21 protein-coding genes and 2 tRNA genes are annotated in these 17,012 nt (G+C 59.8%); 14 read left to right on the forward strand and 9 right to left on the reverse strand.

The annotated features are described in order from the left end of the window. The first annotated feature begins 239 nt into the window (after positions 1–239). Positions 240–488: a hypothetical protein gene (locus ATY80_RS05130; RefSeq protein ID WP_088691332.1), complete on the forward strand. Its 249-nt coding sequence runs from the start codon at positions 240–242 to the stop codon at positions 486–488. 57 nt (positions 489–545) lie between these two features. Here ATY80_RS05130 and ATY80_RS05135 read toward each other — a convergent pair whose 3' ends face one another. The 3 genes from ATY80_RS05135 to ATY80_RS05145 all read right to left on the reverse strand — a co-directional run bounded on the left by ATY80_RS05135 (position 546) and on the right by ATY80_RS05145 (position 1,976). Beyond that, positions 546–842 carry a hypothetical protein gene (locus ATY80_RS05135; RefSeq protein ID WP_088691333.1) on the reverse strand — a complete coding sequence of 99 codons (297 nt, stop codon included), beginning with the start codon at positions 840–842 and terminating at the stop codon, positions 546–548. 92 nt (positions 843–934) lie between these two features. Then, complete coding sequence (locus tag ATY80_RS05140; protein WP_088691334.1) at positions 935–1,813, reverse strand: capsular polysaccharide synthesis protein; 879 nt, start codon at positions 1,811–1,813, stop codon at positions 935–937. 88 nt (positions 1,814–1,901) lie between these two features. Then, a tRNA-Thr gene (locus ATY80_RS05145) sits at positions 1,902–1,976 on the reverse strand. Positions 1,977–2,128: 152 nt separating this feature from the next. Here ATY80_RS05145 and ATY80_RS05150 point away from each other — a divergent pair. The 10 genes from ATY80_RS05150 (at position 2,129) to ATY80_RS05195 (ending at position 8,067) form a co-directional block, all read left to right on the forward strand. Beyond that, a complete protein-coding gene (locus tag ATY80_RS05150; protein WP_088691335.1) occupies positions 2,129–2,323 on the forward strand; it encodes a hypothetical protein in 195 nt (64 codons plus the stop codon). A 103-nt stretch (positions 2,324–2,426) separates the two neighbouring features. Continuing rightward, positions 2,427–3,719, forward strand: a complete 1,293-nt coding sequence (gene murA, locus ATY80_RS05155; RefSeq protein WP_088691336.1) for a UDP-N-acetylglucosamine 1-carboxyvinyltransferase — start codon at positions 2,427–2,429, stop codon at positions 3,717–3,719. A 115-nt stretch (positions 3,720–3,834) separates the two neighbouring features. Beyond that, the gene (locus ATY80_RS05160; protein ID WP_088691337.1) at positions 3,835–4,272 is read left to right on the forward strand and encodes a DUF2948 family protein; all 438 of its coding nucleotides are present in this window, start codon (positions 3,835–3,837) and stop codon (positions 4,270–4,272) included. A 37-nt stretch (positions 4,273–4,309) separates the two neighbouring features. Next, positions 4,310–5,608 (forward strand): histidinol dehydrogenase, encoded by a 1,299-nt coding sequence (gene hisD / locus ATY80_RS05165; RefSeq protein WP_088691338.1) that lies wholly within the window; start codon positions 4,310–4,312, stop codon positions 5,606–5,608. Between the two features lie 3 nt (positions 5,609–5,611). Beyond that, positions 5,612–6,085 (forward strand): UPF0262 family protein, encoded by a 474-nt coding sequence (locus tag ATY80_RS05170; RefSeq protein ID WP_007529989.1) that lies wholly within the window; start codon positions 5,612–5,614, stop codon positions 6,083–6,085. A gap of 5 nt (positions 6,086–6,090) precedes the next feature. Next, a complete protein-coding gene (locus ATY80_RS05175) occupies positions 6,091–6,567 on the forward strand; it encodes a low molecular weight phosphatase family protein (protein ID WP_088691339.1) in 477 nt (158 codons plus the stop codon). 119 nt (positions 6,568–6,686) lie between these two features. Beyond that, the gene (infA, locus tag ATY80_RS05180; RefSeq protein ID WP_003545338.1) at positions 6,687–6,905 is read left to right on the forward strand and encodes a translation initiation factor IF-1; all 219 of its coding nucleotides are present in this window, start codon (positions 6,687–6,689) and stop codon (positions 6,903–6,905) included. A 53-nt stretch (positions 6,906–6,958) separates the two neighbouring features. Continuing rightward, the gene (locus tag ATY80_RS05185) at positions 6,959–7,579 is read left to right on the forward strand and encodes a Maf-like protein (protein ID WP_088691340.1); all 621 of its coding nucleotides are present in this window, start codon (positions 6,959–6,961) and stop codon (positions 7,577–7,579) included. 18 nt (positions 7,580–7,597) lie between these two features. After that, a complete protein-coding gene (gene yacG, locus ATY80_RS05190) occupies positions 7,598–7,807 on the forward strand; it encodes a DNA gyrase inhibitor YacG (protein WP_088691341.1) in 210 nt (69 codons plus the stop codon). 184 nt (positions 7,808–7,991) lie between these two features. Further along, positions 7,992–8,067: transfer RNA gene (locus tag ATY80_RS05195), tRNA-Phe, on the forward strand. Between the two features lie 62 nt (positions 8,068–8,129). Here ATY80_RS05195 and ATY80_RS05200 read toward each other — a convergent pair. Beyond that, positions 8,130–8,363 (reverse strand): hypothetical protein, encoded by a 234-nt coding sequence (locus tag ATY80_RS05200; protein ID WP_088691342.1) that lies wholly within the window; start codon positions 8,361–8,363, stop codon positions 8,130–8,132. A 244-nt stretch (positions 8,364–8,607) separates the two neighbouring features. Here ATY80_RS05200 and ATY80_RS05205 point away from each other — a divergent pair, with 244 nt between their 5' ends. Further along, entirely contained in the window at positions 8,608–9,012 is a 405-nt protein-coding gene (locus tag ATY80_RS05205) for a hypothetical protein (RefSeq protein ID WP_088691343.1), read from the forward strand. A 103-nt stretch (positions 9,013–9,115) separates the two neighbouring features. Here ATY80_RS05205 and ATY80_RS05210 read toward each other — a convergent pair whose 3' ends face one another. After that, a complete protein-coding gene (locus ATY80_RS05210) occupies positions 9,116–9,322 on the reverse strand; it encodes a hypothetical protein (protein WP_088691344.1) in 207 nt (68 codons plus the stop codon). A 231-nt stretch (positions 9,323–9,553) separates the two neighbouring features. Here ATY80_RS05210 and ATY80_RS05215 point away from each other — a divergent pair, with 231 nt between their 5' ends. Together ATY80_RS05215 and ATY80_RS05220 are read left to right on the forward strand one after the other, a co-directional pair. Further along, positions 9,554–9,979, forward strand: a complete 426-nt coding sequence (locus ATY80_RS05215; protein WP_088691345.1) for an OsmC family protein — start codon at positions 9,554–9,556, stop codon at positions 9,977–9,979. Positions 9,980–10,129: 150 nt separating this feature from the next. Continuing rightward, positions 10,130–11,026, forward strand: coding sequence for a DMT family transporter (locus ATY80_RS05220; RefSeq protein ID WP_088691346.1), 897 nt, complete (start codon positions 10,130–10,132; stop codon positions 11,024–11,026). Positions 11,027–11,037: 11 nt separating this feature from the next. On the opposite strand, the gene ATY80_RS05225 is transcribed toward ATY80_RS05220, so the two are convergent. The 4 genes from ATY80_RS05225 to ATY80_RS05240 form a co-directional block, all read right to left on the reverse strand. Further along, entirely contained in the window at positions 11,038–12,057 is a 1,020-nt protein-coding gene (locus ATY80_RS05225; protein WP_088691347.1) for a polysaccharide pyruvyl transferase family protein, read from the reverse strand. Between the two features lie 41 nt (positions 12,058–12,098). Beyond that, positions 12,099–13,589, reverse strand: coding sequence for a lipopolysaccharide biosynthesis protein (locus ATY80_RS05230; RefSeq protein ID WP_088691348.1), 1,491 nt, complete (start codon positions 13,587–13,589; stop codon positions 12,099–12,101). 68 nt (positions 13,590–13,657) lie between these two features. Further along, positions 13,658–14,575: a glycosyltransferase family 2 protein gene (locus tag ATY80_RS05235; protein ID WP_088691349.1), complete on the reverse strand. Its 918-nt coding sequence runs from the start codon at positions 14,573–14,575 to the stop codon at positions 13,658–13,660. Between the two features lie 670 nt (positions 14,576–15,245). Then, positions 15,246–16,868: a VOC family protein gene (locus ATY80_RS05240; RefSeq protein WP_189637085.1), complete on the reverse strand. Its 1,623-nt coding sequence runs from the start codon at positions 16,866–16,868 to the stop codon at positions 15,246–15,248. Between the last annotated feature and the right edge of the window lie 144 nt (positions 16,869–17,012).

The following is a 17,012-nucleotide window of genomic DNA, read 5'->3' on the forward strand; positions in this document are numbered from 1 at the left end:
GGTCTCATGCTGAAGGTATTTTAGCGATATTTTCAGACCCCGCAAATGGGAAAACTGGTGCGGGGTCGACCGCTGTATTCGTGGCGTCCGGGTCTAACGATCTTTTGCACAGCAAGGCGTGGTCTCCCTTCGCGCGGCGGCAGACCGGTTGCTTGCACTTTTAACTGGCCGAATGTTGCGCTTTGTGCAACCATAAAGCCTCAACGTAAGCCGCCCCCTGTCAGCGTTGGAGATCGGAGATGCAGGACCTCAAGCATGTGCTGAACGCGGAATGCCAGAAATATGTGTCTCTGGTCGTATCGATGCGACGTGGTGAATATCGATGGCTCGAGGTCAACGACGCCACCGGCAGCAAAGTGGACGTCACCGATGCGAAGCTTGCGGCATTTGAGGAGACGGTCCGAACGTTGAGGCAGATGATCCAGGATCTCGATGCATCCGATTATCTGTCATGTCGTCCGACGAAGGACTGGCACTTCGACGCCTGACATCACGCTGAGGCCGTTCGTCTTCGAGCCAACGACCTGCCGTTGCGCGCCACGAACCTACCGGAAGTTATAAAGCGATTCCGGATCGTAGACGCAGGCGTAATCTAACAGGCACTGCTTTCCCTCGGCATCGCGCAGATTGGTTGTCTCACGCTTGTCGCCCGGCCCGCAGCGAGCCGGCGGGTAACGGAAGCTTCGGCCACCGATGCCGACGCGCACGAACACCTTCTTCTCCTGGCGAATGATTTGCGCGATCTCGCCGCATGTATGATCGCGGGCGTTGATCTGGGTGACGGCGCCGGCAAAGGATGCGGACGACAGCAAAAGCACAGCCGCTAGAACCACATTTCGCATGAGACGTCCTCCTGGTTGCTGGCAATTAAGCAGCACTCGCAGAGCGTTTCAACTGAAATCTCAGGGCGTTAGGGCTCCGGACCGAGGTGCAGTTATGATGCGTGGCCTCCGCGCCGCCGATCTTGAAGCGCGCTTTCGGCGACCTTCCGGAGGTCAATATCGGTGTTGTTTTCGAGGGCGGACAAGACCTCTTTGTTGCTAAGCTTGGTATCAGAGCTGATCTTCAGCCACGGTATCGCTGTCGTATCGACGTTGTCCGGAACAGGCTCCAACAGATCCGGCTGCGTGAGGATGCGCTTTAGAAGAATCGGACCCTTCGATGAGAGCTTCGGGGTAGCTTTCCAAATAGCGAGTGCTCTGCGGTCGGTCCTTATAATGTACTCAAAAAGATACATGACCCAAAAGTAATGCAGGAGCTTGCCGGGCTTTGAGTAGTATTTCACCATCAACCGGAACCACTTGCACACGAGATAATTTTGGGGCTCCGCGGCCAGAAAGGAAATCCCCATTGTCCGACCTGGATAACTGTCCGGAACGGCGAAGAATCCACTTTCCATTAGCGGTGGCAGCCATTCGTCCAACGGTTTGACGCAGAAAGTCGTCGCGTCCACCCAAACCCCGCCATGATCCCTTAGGAGGGCAACCCTGATTAGATCTGCTCTCCACTGAATTTTGCGACCGGGTTTATGAGGCGGCACGCTGACGAATTCGGCCACGTTTGCATCGCTCAGGACATTCACATTCCAGGATGGATTTTTCCTGATCCAGGAATCCACAGCGTAGCGGACGATTGGTGGCGCTTGATCCAGCGGCTTGTCCCAATACATCCATACGACGCGTGGAACTTTCTTAGGCATCGTCTCGAATGCGTAGCGAGCATTTTCTGAATGGAACCTCTTCTTTCCGATGAGGCTGCGCCGTATCGAATGGGTTACCTTTTTCCAGATCAGAAATGCATCAAACAAAAGCATGGATGATCCTCGTGTATCTTGCGGGGGCAAGTGGCCCATCGAAGACAAAAAAGCGGCTCTCAATTTCTTGATTTTTTTAATGGAAAACTGGTGCTGCCGAGTGGGATTGAACCACCGACCTCACCCTTACCAAGGGTGTGCTCTACCACTGAGCTACGGCAGCAAGGACCAGACGCGCAACCGAACCGGCTGCATTGCGTGAACGGGGGGCCTATTGCCACAGCTTCATGATAAGCGCAAGCCGCAATTTCCATCTTTGTAGAGATTGAGGTCGGGCCACTTTTGAATTGGCGCAAATTCAGGTAAGCCTGCGGCATGACCGAGAATACCGAAAAAGGCCAGCACAGCCGCAAGGCGGAGATCGAACGCCAGGCGAAACTGCGCCGCGAGCGCGCCGCCGAAAAGCTCCGAGAAAATTTGTCCCGCCGCAAACAGCAGACCCGGGCGCGCCGATCCGGGCAGGCGGACGAGACGGATGGGCTGCCTGCCGCAAAAATGGACGAATCGTAATGTTCGGTTCACGGCGAATTGAAGCTCCCGCTAATTTCGTCTAAACACCCGCATCTTTTTTCAGACAGCCTTTCAGAAAGGCGGGCATCGCCCGTAAGCGCACATGGATCGTATTAGAATTGTCGGCGGCAATGAGCTTAACGGCATCATTCCGATTTCCGGCGCCAAGAATGCCGCCCTGCCGCTGATGATCGCCTCGCTGCTTACCAGCGATACACTCACGCTCGAAAACGTGCCGCATCTGGCCGATGTCGAGCTCCTGATGCGCATCCTCGGCAATCATGGCGTCGACGTTGCCGTCAACGGCCGCCGCGAGCGTCAGGAAGACGCCTATTCGCGCACCATCCACTTCACCTGCCGTACCATTGTCGATACCACCGCTCCTTACGAGTTGGTGTCCAAGATGCGCGCCTCCTTCTGGGTCATCGGTCCGCTGCTCGCCCGCGAAGGCCAGTGCCGCGTCTCGCTGCCGGGGGGCTGCGCCATCGGCACGCGTCCGGTCGACCTCTTCCTCGATGGCCTGACCGCGCTTGGTGCAAACCTCGAGATCGACGGCGGCTATATCAACGCGACGGCGCCGCAAGGCGGCCTGATCGGCGCCCGCTATACTTTCCCGAAAGTATCGGTAGGTGCGACCCACGTCATGATGATGGCGGCGACGCTTGCTCGTGGAACGACGGTCATTGGCAACGCCGCCCGCGAGCCTGAGGTCGTCGATCTCGCCAACTGCCTTATCGCCATGGGCGCCAAGATCTCCGGCGCCGGCACCAGCACGATCACGATCGAGGGCGTTACATCGCTCTCCGGCGCGCGCCATCGCGTTTTGCCCGATCGCATCGAGACCGGCACCTACGCCATGGCCGTCGCCATGGCCGGCGGCGATGTTACGCTCGAGAACACGGATGTCGCGCTCCTCGACACGGCGCTCGAAACGCTGCGCCGCTCGGGTGCCGAGATCTCGCCGACCAACAACGGCATGCGCATCCGCCGCAATGGCGTCGGCATCAAGCCGGTGGATATCGTCACCGATCCATTTCCGGGCTTCCCGACCGACCTGCAGGCGCAATTCATGGCGCTGATGACGCGCTCGACCGGCATCTCGCATGTCACCGAGACGATTTTCGAAAACCGCTTCATGCACGTGCAGGAACTGGCGCGTCTCGGCGCGAAGATCTCGCTGTCGGGCCAAACGGCGAAGATCGAAGGCGTTCCGCGGCTGAAGGGTGCGCCTGTTATGGCGACCGACCTGCGTGCGTCCGTTTCGCTCGTCATCGCCGGCCTTGCCGCCGAAGGCGAGACGATGGTGTCCCGCGTTTATCACCTCGATCGCGGCTTCGAGCGGTTGGAAGAAAAGCTCACCCGCTGCGGCGCCATCGTCGAGCGCGTCAGCGAGTAACTAAAAGGGCGTCACACGCCCTTTGTCATGGTTGCGCATTCTTCTGTCGCGCCTTATGTCCGTTGTCAGACGCATCGCCGTTCCGGCGATGCATTGGGAATGGGGTTTTGCCTGAATGACCGATCTGAGGCTCGTTGCGCTCGATAACGAAGATCTTGCGGTCGTCTCCGCGCATTTGCAGGATAGCGTCTTCAAGGTCGCCGATATCGCCTGGTCGCCACGCGAGGGTCAGTTCTCGGTTGCCGTCAACCGCTTCGTGTGGGAGGAAGCCGGCAAGAAGCGCAAGGGCTTCGAGCGCCGCCGCGCTGCTGTCGTCTTCAAGCGCGCGCTTGCGGTGCGCTCGACCGGTGTCGACCGCCAGAACCACGACGACGTTTTGTCCCTTTTGGCCATTCGCTTCGAGCAGAAGGGCGAAGGGCCCGAGGGGACGGTTGAATTGGCGCTGTCAGGCACCGCAACGATTGCGCTGGATGTCGAATGCATCGAGGTTCAGCTTGCGGATATCGGCGGGGCGTGGGAAACCGCATCCAAGCCGCGTCATCCCGGCGCGTGAGATCTGGTTCTTAGAGTATCTAAAGAGGAACATCGCATTGGCAATCTGGCTGGATCAGGCATCGGAGGGCTTCGAGCAACGGTTTGCCGCCTTCCTGACAACCAAGCGCGAGGTCTCCGAGGATGTGAACAACGCCGTTCGCGCCATCATTGACGATGTCAGGGCGCGCGGCGACGCGGCGCTTGCCGAATATTCGAAGAAATTCGACGGGATCGATTTCGCCGTGACTCCGATGCGCGTGAGCGAGGCCGAGATCGACGCCGCCGTCGAAGCGGTTCCGGCCGAAGTTCTGGGCGCCTTGAAGGTCGCCGCAGTGCGTATTGAATCGCATCATCGTCGCCAGTTGCCGAAGGACGATATTTACGAAGACGACATGGGTGTCGGCCTCGGCTCCCGGTGGACGGCGATCGAGGCGGTCGGGCTCTATGTGCCGGGCGGTACGGCGAGCTATCCGAGCTCGGTACTGATGAATGCCGTGCCGGCGAAGGTTGCCGGCGTAGACCGCATCGTCATTGCCGTTCCCGCAACCGGTGGCACGGTCAATCCGGCCGTTCTCGCCGCCGCCAAGCTTGCGGGCGTCACCGAAATCTATCGCCTCGGCGGCGCGCAGGCGATCGCAGCCCTTGCCTACGGCACCGAGACGATCGCGCCTGTCGCCAAGATCACAGGTCCGGGCAATGCCTATGTTGCCGCTGCCAAGCGCCAGGTCTTCGGCACCGTCGGCATCGACATGATCGCAGGTCCCTCGGAAGTGCTTGTCATCGCCGACAAGGACAACAACCCGGATTGGATCGCCGCCGATCTGCTGGCGCAGGCCGAGCACGATGCAAGCGCGCAGGCGATCCTTGCGACGGATGATGCCGAGCTCGCCAAGGCGGTGGAGGCTGCCGTCGAGCGACAGCTGAAGACACTCAATCGTGCCGAAACCGCTGCCGCGAGCTGGCGCGATTTTGGGGCGATCATTCTCATGAAGTCGCTGAAGGACGTCATTCCGCTGGCAAACCGGATCGCGCCCGAACATCTGGAGCTTGCCGTTGTCGATCCGGACGCGCTGCTGCCGCGGATTCGCAATGCCGGCGCGATCTTCCTCGGCGCCCATACGCCTGAGGTGATCGGTGACTACGTCGGCGGCTCGAACCACGTCTTGCCGACGGCCCGCTCGGCCCGGTTCTCCTCTGGTCTTTCCGTACTCGATTTCGTCAAGCGCACCTCGATCCTGCGTCTCGGCCCCGAGCAGCTTCGCACGCTCGGCCCTGCCGCCATCGCGCTTGCGGTTTCCGAAGGACTGGACGCGCATGCGCGATCGGTCGCGATCCGCCTGAACCTGGAAGGGTGACAGATGGCAGCGGGCGACTTTCGGCTTTGCGACGTCGTCCTTGACGACACCATCGGCCGAGCGACGCCCGACGTCGAGCACGAGCGCGCGGTCGCCATTTTCGATCTTGTTGAGGAAAACAGCTTCACGCCGATCGGCCATCCCGGCGGTCCGTACCGGCTGAACATCTCGCTGGTCGATTCCAAGCTGGTTTTCGCAATCACGACGGAGGACGGCGGTGCGGTGGCGACCCACATCCTGTCGTTGACGCCGTTTCGCCGCATCGTGAAGGATTATTTCCTGATCTGCGAAAGCTACTACGAGGCCATCCGCTCGGCCTCGCCCAGCCGCATCGAGGCGATCGACATGGGGCGGCGCGGCATTCACAATGAGGGATCACAGACGCTGAGGGACCGTCTGAACGGCAAGATCGAGGTCGATTTCGATACCGCGCGCCGGCTGTTCACGCTGGTCTGCGTGCTTTACTGGCGCGGCTGACGCCGATGGAAACGCTGGTCGAAGCAGGCGAGGGAGCAAGACCGGGCGCCATCCTGTTCATGTGCGGCATGAATGCCATTCGCTCCCCGATGGCCGAAGTGATCGCCCGCAGCATGCTCCCGGCGAATGTCTACGTCAGGTCCGCAGGCGTCCGGGCCGGGGAGCGGGATCCCTTCGTCGACGTCGCGCTGGAGGAGATCGGCCTTTCTCTCGGTCGGCATCATCCGCACACGCTGGAAGAACTCGAGGACGACTACTTCGACCTGATCATCTCGCTCTCGCCGCAGGCACACCATGCCGCGCTGGAGCTGACCCGGTCAAACGCCATCGAAGTCGTCTACTGGCCGACGATGGATCCGACCGTCGTCCAAGGCACGCGAGAGCAGATTCTGGACAGCTACCGGGAGGTTCGCGATCACCTGACCGAACTCATCGAGAGCCGGCTGGTCAGGAGAAACGGCATCGCCGCGCAATCGGCATGAAACAAATGACGGAAACGCGATCAATTAGGTTCACAAACCTCCGCTGATTGTGTAGTTTCCGCGCAAAATTTGGGGCGGCTATTTGCCGTCATCTCAACCGACAGGAAGAAAACCACTATATGCCTAAAGAAGAAGTCCTCGAATTTCCGGGTATTGTGACCGAGCTTTTGCCGAACGCGACGTTCCGCGTGAAGCTCGAAAACGAACACGAGATCATCGCTCACACGGCTGGCCGCATGCGCAAGAACCGCATCCGCGTTCTGGCTGGCGACAAGGTTCTCGTTGAAATGACCCCCTACGACCTGACCAAGGGCCGCATCACCTACCGCTTCAAGTAGGGCTTACAAGGCTCGAAAGGCTCCTTTCTCCGTCTTCCGGTGGTCGAGGTTCCATGACGCTGAAATACAAGCTCATTCTGGCTTCCGGCTCGCCCCGCCGCGTCGATCTGCTCAATCAGGCAGGGATAGAGCCGTCGCGTCTCATGCCTATGGATATCGACGAGACACCGAAGAAGTCCGAGCACCCGCGCTCGCTCGCCCGGCGCCTGTCGACGGAAAAGGCCGAGGCAGCACTTGCCGCCATCAAGGGCGACATGATGTGGAAGGGCAGCTACATTCTGTCTGCCGACACCGTGGTCGCCGTGGGGCGCCGGATTCTGGGCAAAGCCGAGTTCGCGGACGAGGCGTCGGCCTCGCTGCATCTGCTTTCCGGCCGTAGCCACTGGGTCTATACCGGCGTCTGCCTGGTGACGCCCGACCGCAAGATCCGCCAGAAGATCGTCGAGACCAAGGTTCGCTTCAAGCGCCTCTCCGGTTTCGAGATCGAGAACTACCTTGCGTCAGGGCAGTGGCGCGGCAAGGCCGGCGCCTACGGCATCCAGGGTCTGGCCGGCAGTTTTGTGCAGAAGATGGTTGGTTCCTACACCAATGTCGTCGGTCTGCCACTTTATGAAACCATCCTTCTGCTGGCCGGCGAAGGCTTCGACGTGCATAGCCGGTGGCCCGAGGGCTGATCCTCGAAGGGACCGCTGATGTCGGACGAAAAGAAAACAGCCGCCAAGGTCGAACCGCTGCGCAAGACGCGGCCATGCCCGGAATGCGGCAAGCCCTCCCAGCGCGAACACTACCCGTTCTGCTCGAACCGCTGCCGCGAGCTCGATCTTTCGCGCTGGCTATCCGGCTCCTACGCCATTCCCGTTGCCGACGACGAAGCGAAGGCGGACCGCGAGGGCGAGAACTAAGTCGGTTTTTCCACGAGTGAAGCCATTAAATTCGTTGATGAATTTGGAAAATTCCACGGCTTCTCAAAAAACTGTCATTTGGCGCTTGCCATGTCCGGACAAGATGCTATAACCCCGCTCGCTTCCGGGGCGAACCAAGGCCCCTCGGTTCTTTCGCAGGAAAGAATGTCCACGAAGCGGGTTGGCCCAGATAGCTCAGTTGGTAGAGCAGCGGATTGAAAATCCGCGTGTCGCTGGTTCGATTCCGGCTCTGGGCACCACTCCTAAGATTTCCTAACTCGACTATGATCTCAGATCGACAGGATATGCTGCCGATCGCCGCCTAAGCCATCTTGCGCAACATATCCAGCAGCGCCTTGGCATCGTCATTGGCGCCGATCCGCCTGAGGCTGTCGTCGGCGAGCGCGATGATGGCCTCGAGCGCTTCCTGCTCGTTCCAGCCTGCCTCGACCGATGCCGCGACGAGATCGCGGAAGGCGAACTGCAGCGCGTCCTGGCAGCGGATGTCCCGATCGGGGTCGTCGTTGGCGACGAAGGGTTTGTAGACGTCTCGCATTTCCGTTTCTCCGCGAACGAGCCGACGATACAGAGTAACTGAGATGAGTTTAAGGAATTGCTTATAAATTTGCTGTCGTCTGTTGCCTGTGCCGCTCGCCTCACCGGTCAAGAATGCCGATTCGCGGATCCACTTTGGCGATTGTAATGGGACAGTGTTGTGAAACTAACGGTCCACCGTGTCGGCCGTTCTCCTTTCTCCTGCGCCATGATAATACTTGCGGTGCAAACGGAGGGGGAACTCTATGCCGCGAATCTCGCAACTCTACTTCAAGACAGCCATTCTATTTCTGATCATCGGCATCGTTATGGGCCTGAAAATGGCGATCTCCGGCGATCATAGCGTCATCGGCGCGCATGCGCACTGTAATCTCCTGGGTTGGGTGACCATGGCGATCTTTGGCGGTTACCATGCGCTCAATCCCCAGAAAGCGGAGAAGCGCATCGCCATGATCCAGTACTACGTCTATACGGCCGGTATCGCGATGATGGTGCCGTCGCTCTATCTCATGCTTCAGGGCAACGCGGCCATGGAGCCGATCGTGGCGATTGCGTCGTTCATCACGCTGGCCGGCGTGTTACTCTTCGCGTTCATCGTCTTCTCCGGCGAGAAGGCGGTGGTTACACCGCCGGCGCCGTCATATCGCTGATGGCCTTTCATGCATTTCGGTCCGGCAGGCCTATTGCGCTTGCCGGGCAGGTTGACCGCGCCCGTCTTTGAGATTTCATGCCGTTCCGGGCGCGGCCGACAGTTCAATGGATGATTTGGATCCGGATCTGTTCCTTGGCCGCGTAGTCGTGGCAATCGCGGGCGACGTCGCCGACGAAGATCACGTCGCCATCGGAATCGAAGAGACCCCAGCAGGCTTCGTCGTCGACGTAGACTTTTCTGACATAGCCGAAGGGCTCGGCATCGATGATGACGCTCGGTGCAACAGGAACAGCCGCAAGTGCTCGCATGGATAACTCCAATGAGTCGTTTCTGTTTTAGGGCATACTTATATTGCGTCTTGAAGCTGGCGCGGGGCTATCCTCAGAAATCGGGATGGCAAACTGAGGTTGACGAGCGGTTAGATTAGGGCGAATCACCTGGGATGGTCTGCTGTCCTTCCGCCACTAACGAGAAGCGCGTTGCCCAGGTGGTTCAAAATGCCTATCTAGCACAGGCTATCATCACCAAAGGATTTTCGTATGGCCGACCTCAAGGCCCGTCCCCGTCCCGTTGGCGCTGCCGCCGTTCTTGGCCGCACGGGTTTTCCGCATATCACCTCAGCCACCAGAGGCGAGCTCGATATCGTCACCGGCGCCTCGCAACCGGGCTTCAATCCGCTGGACCTTCTATATGCGTCGTTGTCGGCTTGTCTGGTCCTGAGCGCCCGTATTGCCGCGAGCCAGATGGGCATTCTCGACCGCGTCACCGAGATTACCGCCGACGTCACAGGTGAAAAGGCGAGCGATGGCCCGTCGCGCGTCCAGGCATTCAACATCGTCTTCTCGATCAAAGGCGACCTCGACGAAGAGACGCGCCTGAAGATCGCGCATGCGGCGGAAGAGATCTGCACGGTCAGCAACACCATCCGCGGGACGCCTGAATTCTCGACCGTCATCTCGGGCTGATTTGTACAGTGCGGTAAATTCGCATCGACAGATATTTAAGATTGCGCGTTTGCCTGCCCTTGCCGTTCCTCGGCTATTCGCTCGCCACAGCTTCTGATAGGTCCGTTGCTCGCCGCCAGTCTTAAGGCGGTCAGAAAGCATTCGAGAGACATGTCGCAAGCCGCTTCGACTATCGCTGAAACCCCCGCATCCAACCGATTTCCCCTTGCTGCCCTGATCCTCGGCGGCGCGGCGATCGGCGGCTCGCCGATCTTCGTGCGGCTGTCCGAAGTCGGGCCGATGGCAACCGCCTTCTGGCGAGTGGCCCTAGCCCTGATCCCGATCTTCATCTTCTCGCTTGCGAAGGGCAGGGATGCCGGGCCGAAGCCTGAAAAGCTCTCGGATTATGCCCTGCTGATCCTGCCTGGCGTCGTGCTTGCCATGGATCTTGCCGCCTGGCATGTCTCGATCACCATGACGTCGGTGGCGAACGCAACGCTGCTCGCCAATCTTGCCCCCGTCTTTGTCACGGTGATCGGGCTACTGTTTTTCGGCGCGGCGGTCACGCCTGTGTTCGTTCTCGGTCTGGCATTGGCTCTCGCCGGTGTCGTCATCCTGAAGGGAGGCCCGGCGGCACTGGGCAATGGCGATCTCGGCGGCGATGGCGTCGCGGTGATCGCAGCCGTGTTCTATGCGGGCTACATCCTGGCGATCGGCAAGCTGCGCAGCCGCTTCGATACGGTTCGCATCATGCTCTGGAGCACTGCGTCCGCCGCTGTCTGTATCTTTCCGCTAGGCTTCTTCTATGAAGGCCACATGCTGCCGCCAACGGCCTACGGTTGGGCAATCGTCTTCGGCCTCGCCTTCGTCAGCCATGCGGGCGGGCAGGTGGCCATTGCTTACGCACTTGCCTATCTGCCGGCCACCTTCTCCTCGCTGACGCTGCTGCTGCAGCCCGTCGTGGCGGCAATCCTCGCCTGGGTGCTGCTCAGCGAGCCGATCGGCCCAATGCAGGCGATCGGCGGCGTCGTGGTGCTCGCCGGGATTCTGGTTGCCCGGCGAGGCTGATCGAGAGCCTTTCAGGCCGCGGTCGCCGGCGCGACGCGGCGCGCATCGAGGATGGCAAGCGCCTCGTCGACCGTCGAGGCAAGCTCCGCCTTGTCGCTGTTGCAGGTGCCCCACGCTTGGATGAAGCTGCTCGTCTTGCCGTAGCTGTTGTCGAGGACGCAGTGATCGGCGCCGAGAAGCACGCACATGATGTGCCCGTGCATCCGGTCGGTAATGACCTGGCGCGCCGAGCCCAGCAGCGCCACGCCGCGGTCGAAACGCTGCTGCGCCCGTTCGCGATAGGCAAGCTCCGTCATCCGCGCGCGGCCGCCGATGCGGCCGGTCAGCAGGCCTTTCAAGATTGCGGCATGTTTCGTCTGGCGCTGGAAATCGGCGGGCTCGTCGGGCCAGTCTGACTTCACGGTACCCGGACGCGAGGTTGCCGCCGTCAGATCCTGCGCGGCGCCGACTTCCTGGTCCTCGCGCAGATTGAGCAGCAGCTCATGCTGGGGCGTCGGACGGGTGACCGGACCGATGCAGAAGGCCATGTCGGGGCAAAGGCGTGTTTCGCACTGGAACCAGCGCTGGGCAAATTCCAGGCTTCGCTGGTCGCGAACGAGAAGCGTGAACTGACCGTGACGCTCGATGGCGCGTGCGGTGCTGTCGACGTTGGCCTGCTCCTTGAAATGGATCGTCTGCGGCATCTGGATGATCGGGCGGCCCTTGTGTTTGTCGAGCATGCCTTCACGGAACTGGCGGTAGCCCGCCCAGATATCGCCGAAATTGCCGCCGCCATGCAGGAAGATGCGGCCGCTGCCGATCGCGCTGAGCATCCGGTCTTCATCGTAGGTCGGGATTTCGGTTACGTAGGACGGGCGCGTGCGCTTGCGGTCGAAATAGGCCAGCTCGCCGAGCCAGATGGCGCTGTCACCGATATTGTAATGGTTCGGAAAGTCGAGAAGCGCAAAACGCTCGGACGGATCAAAGAGATCGGAAAGGCAATTGGCGATCACGCCCTGAAGGCGGTTGATGATCGTAATATTGGATTCCATGAAATGCTCCTTGTTTACGGACAAGTAGTCCATGCAAGCGGCTAAGCTTCGGCCTGTTTGCGGAATGGGTTGAGGGACATGGCGAGCGCGATATAGGGGCGGATCACCGAGCGGCCGAAGATCGGCAGGAAGGCTAGGTAAATCACGCCGCCAAGGCCAATGCTGAGGCCGAGCGCCAGCCAGCGGTTGTGAACGTGCGCCAGGACGACAGGATGCGCAAACCAGACGCAGACGGCCATCAGCGCCGCGCCGCAGAAGGGCAGGGCAACGGCCTTCAGCGTGCTCTTCGCGTCGATGTGCGCATATCGGGCGAGGACATATTGCTGATAAGGCATCGTCAGCCAGGCGCGTAGCGTGTAGCCCGCAGCAACAGCGACAACGCCGTAGGGGACGAGCAGCCAGGTAAGGATCAGTGTCGTCGCAAGCTGCAAGGCGGCGACGGACAGGATCGACTCCGCCCGGTTGACCGCGGAAAGCGCCGACGAAGCGAAGAAGTTCATGACGAACGGAACCGCCATCAGCACGAGCACGGTGGCGATGTCGCCGGCATTGCCCCACTTGTCACCGAAGAGCAGCGCGATCATGTCGTTCGACATAGCGCCGAAGCCGAGCAGCAGCGGCATGGTTCCGAGCGCGGCAGCGCCGACGATCTTGTTGTAGGCGTTGCGGAAGGCCGTGTGGTCGTTCTGCAGCCGCGACAGCGTGACGAGCGACACGCTGCCAATCGGCGCGAGCACTGCCTGCCCGATCAGTTCGATCAGCCGCCAGGCAATGCGATAACGGCCGACTTCGACTGGGCCGAACCAGCGCGAAATGAAGATGTCCTGCACGCGGGCAAGCAGCATCCACATCAGCTGCGTCACAACGAGGCTGATGCTGAAGAGAAAGACGGACCGGAACATCGTGACGTTGAAGCGAAACTTCGGCATCCAGGGATAGTAGAACCAGCCGAGGAGCACGGTCACGGCGGCGTTGACCGCGGTCTGCGCCACGAGCGCCCAGACGCCCCAGCCGAGAAAGGCGCAGACGACGGCGGTGATGCCTGACAGCAGGCTTGCGGCGATTGCCTGTCCGGCGAGGCTCTTGTGGCCGAATTCGCGTGCGAGGCGCGCATTATGGATAACCGCCAGCGAGGAAATCGGAAGCAGCGGCGCCAGCCAGCGAAGGATGCCTGATACCGACGGATCGCGCACCAGATTGCCGTAGTAGGGTGCAAAGAAGAACACAAGCGAAGCAACGATGGCGCTGAAGGCGATCGTCGCCCAGAAGGCCGTGTCGGCAAGCTCCTCGTCGAGATCGAGCTGACGCGTGACAGCGTCGCCGAGGCCCGCATAGGCAAGCACGCGACCAATTTCCACGAACAGGCTTGCAAGCGCAAAGGTGCCGAAATCGCCGGGGCCGAGAATGCGGGCGAGGATGACGAAGATCACAAAGGTTGCGATCGTGCTCCAGGCGACGCGGACCACCGACCACAGGACGGAAAGCGCGGTTTTCTTTTTGAGGTCGGCGTGGGCAATTGCCGTATCGGCCATGCATTATCCAATCGAATTTGGCTCGCGAAGAGTCGCGTGTTGATTCTGTTGGCGGCGAGGCGAGCGCCTCAGGCGGGCTGCTTTGCCTTCGGAGCCCGCCAGTAGGCGAGCATGCCGGTCAGGTTGTCACGAAGCTGGCTGCGGTAGGTCAGGCCAAGCTCTTCGTTGAGTTTTCTGCGCCCCATCGTTTCCATAAGCGCCTGGCGGATTTCCCAGCGCAGCATACCGCGCATGTTCGACCGGCGATCGAAGAGGTATTTGGCGTATAGTGCTCCGTTGCCGAAGGCGTAGCCGGTCTGGAGGCGCTTGATATCCGCAAGCTCGCGCCGCCCATGAAAGTGTTTGACGGCAAAATCGGGCAGATATTCGACACGCACGCCGGCATTGAAGGCGCGGTGAACGTAATCGGTGTCCTCGCCGGAACGGAACGGTGATCCGGCGCCGAAACGCGTGTCGAAGAGACCGATCTTCTCAACCAGCGTGTAGGGAAACGCCATGTTGGCACCATGAATGAAGCCACCGGCATGCAGGTCGCTGGTCAGCACCGCAGGTTCCATCTCAGGCTTGATCGTCACCGGCAGGTCGCGCGCGTCGCCGAGCTCGATCCGGCCGCCGCGCATGACCATCTCCGTATCGGAGCTGAACAGGGCCGCGAGCGTGCTGAAATAGTCGGGAAAGATTTCGCAATCGTCGTCGGTGAAGGCGAGGATGCGGCCTCTCGCGGCGCTCAAGCCCGTATTGCGGGCGACGGCGAGACCGGGCTTCGCTTCATAGATCAAGTTGGTTTTGATCGGAGCGGTCGACGCCCACTGCCGCACGACATCCGACGTTTCGTCTGTGGATCCATTGTCCACGAAGACGAGTTCAAGTCTCAGATAGTCTGCCTGCCGGGCGGCAACAGAAATAGCATCCAGGCAGTTTGTCAGTCCATGGGCCCGATTTCTCGACGAGATGATCAGGCTGATGTCCACGGGTCGAGGAGGCATTCAATTTCCCCTTCTGCGATCGATGTCGAAGCGAGGATAGGGCTGAGACCCTGCTTCGGCAAGGAGCATTTTGCGCTGCAGCAAAATAGAACAGATGGAGCAGTTCGCAGACGAATGTGGTAATTTCTTGCCGCTTGTAGAGAATAATACAATCTAAATATAGATGTAAAAAATAGATCTTAAACACCGTGGATAAATCAAGTTGCAATAATTCTTAAAAATTCATAATTGTACGAAATTAAATATTGATAAGATGAGAATAGCGTTATGCAACATGCAAAAAGCAAAATTTATTTTATAAGGCGCCAAATATTGCCTGAGAGATGCTTATGCGTTGTATGTCTCGTAGTAGATGATGCGAGCGGCTTTAGAACCCTGGAGAAACGAACGCAAACTTCTTCATGAATAACAAATAACCAACACGCGCCGGCGCGCCGCGACCACTGTTCATACGCAGCGCAAAGCAGAAAGTGCAACCGACAGGGACGGAAGTTATTTCTTTGCTATCGTCTGGCGCGAATTGACGGCGGCTTGCTCGCTTTTTCTTTCAATCGTTGCTTCCGAACAATGCAAGAGGACGGAATTGCCGGCGTTTCCGCGCGGACGCCATACCTGAGATAGGACTCGCCGCGCCTGAGACGCCGTACCGGCGCAGCCAGAACCCGTCCAGTCAGTTGCTCCGCTGTAACAACCATTTCTGGATGATCGGAACGTCCGCGTCGCCGAGGTCGTGTCCGCCGGAAATGACATCCGAATCGACGGTCGCTCCCGATTGCCTCAGACGCGTCTCAAGCTCGCTGGCGTACTTGCCATAGGCATCCGTCTTTCCGCTGATGACCAGGAGATCCGTGCCCTTGAGATCGGCGTGCGGATAGGTCTTCAGGACTGACATGGAGCGCAGCAGGACCGCCTTGTGCACCAGATTCGGATGCAGATAGAGCAGTGAGTTGAGCAGGTTCGCGCCATTGGAATAGCCGACATAGACGATCTTTTTCGGATCCAGTCCATATGAGGATACGGCGCCTTCGATGAAGGCGGCAAAGGCCTCGGCCTCGCTCTTGATGTCGTCCTGGTCGAAGGAGAATGGCGTGATGCGCTTATACCAGCGCGGAATGCCCTCTTCGGTCGCCCGTCCGCGTACGCCAAGCAGCGTGGCATGCGGGGCAACCTCGTGCAGCAGGGGCATTAGTGTTGTTTCGTTCCCGCCCGAGCCATGCAACAGGACGAAGACATTGCCGTCGGGGTCTGGCGGGGTATAGAAGCGGTGCACGAAGGGCAGGTCGCGATAATTGATACGCGGCTCGCCGGGCATCGAAAACTGCGGAAGAACGACCTTCAGATCCTTGAGATCGGTGATCGGATCCTTGGGAACGAAAAGCTTGGTGCCAAGCGTGGCCTGTGGCTCGTCCACCGTCATGCCGGGCTTGTCGGTCGCCAGTTCGATCAGGGTTCCGCCCGGCTCGCGGGCGTAGAGCGATTCGAAATAATTGCGATCGTGCAGGTTCGTCGCAGACGCGCCGCTCTCCTTCAACGCATCGTGAACCTTGTGAAGCCGCTCTACGCTGGTAGCGCGGAACGCGACGTGATCAGCCGTCCCCGGACCCGGAGCGCCGGACCAGAACCCCTGGGCATTCCTGACGTCGACGATATCGCCGGATTCTGACACAAGCCGATCGATGTTGCCGCGATTGGCCTGGAAGCGATAACCGAAATGGCGCTCCACGAAGTCGCGGCTTTCGGTCGGCGTTTCCGTCAGCATGGTAACGCCGCGCACGCGTTGAACCGCGTGCTCCACCGGCACACCCGCCCCATCCCAAACGGCCGAAGATTTCAGATCGCGGGCTCCGGCGAGCTTGACGATGATGTTGTCGGGATCCTTCAGGCGCAGGACTGGTTCACCAAACTCATCGACCGGACCTTCCGAACGGATCCCGAAACTCATGCCGCGCGTCAGCCAATAACCGATGCTGGCGGGATCGATGGCAAGCGACAACTCACCGATCTGGCTGTGGCCGACGCGCCCGGGCGAGCCGTCTTCCCATACGAGGAAGGTTACCAGCGAACCGGGGCTGCCTTTGGCGTCTCCGTAAAAGAGGTGAAGCTGTGTGGCGTCTTCGAAGCCGGCGGTCTGTTTGACCAGCCGCATGCCGAGAAACCCCGCGTAGAAATCCACGTTTGCCTGTACCTTTCGGGTGATAAGGGTCACGTGATGGATGCCAGATACCATTGAATACAGTCCGGATGGCTTGGAGGGCGACGTAAGCGCCAGAATCAGTGCGATTATAAACGTCATGCCGTTGCAGTTGGAGCTTGCTTCGAATGTTCTGCCCAAAGAACTAGAGTATCTCCGCGTGGCTGCAAATCCAAACTGTCCAGTTCGTCCAGAACGTCGAGGAATTGCCGGAGGGTGGCGGTTGATCGTGGAGGCGCTTGCGCC

This window comes from Rhizobium sp. R711 (genome assembly GCF_002211365.1).
GTDB lineage: Bacteria > Pseudomonadota > Alphaproteobacteria > Rhizobiales > Rhizobiaceae > Rhizobium.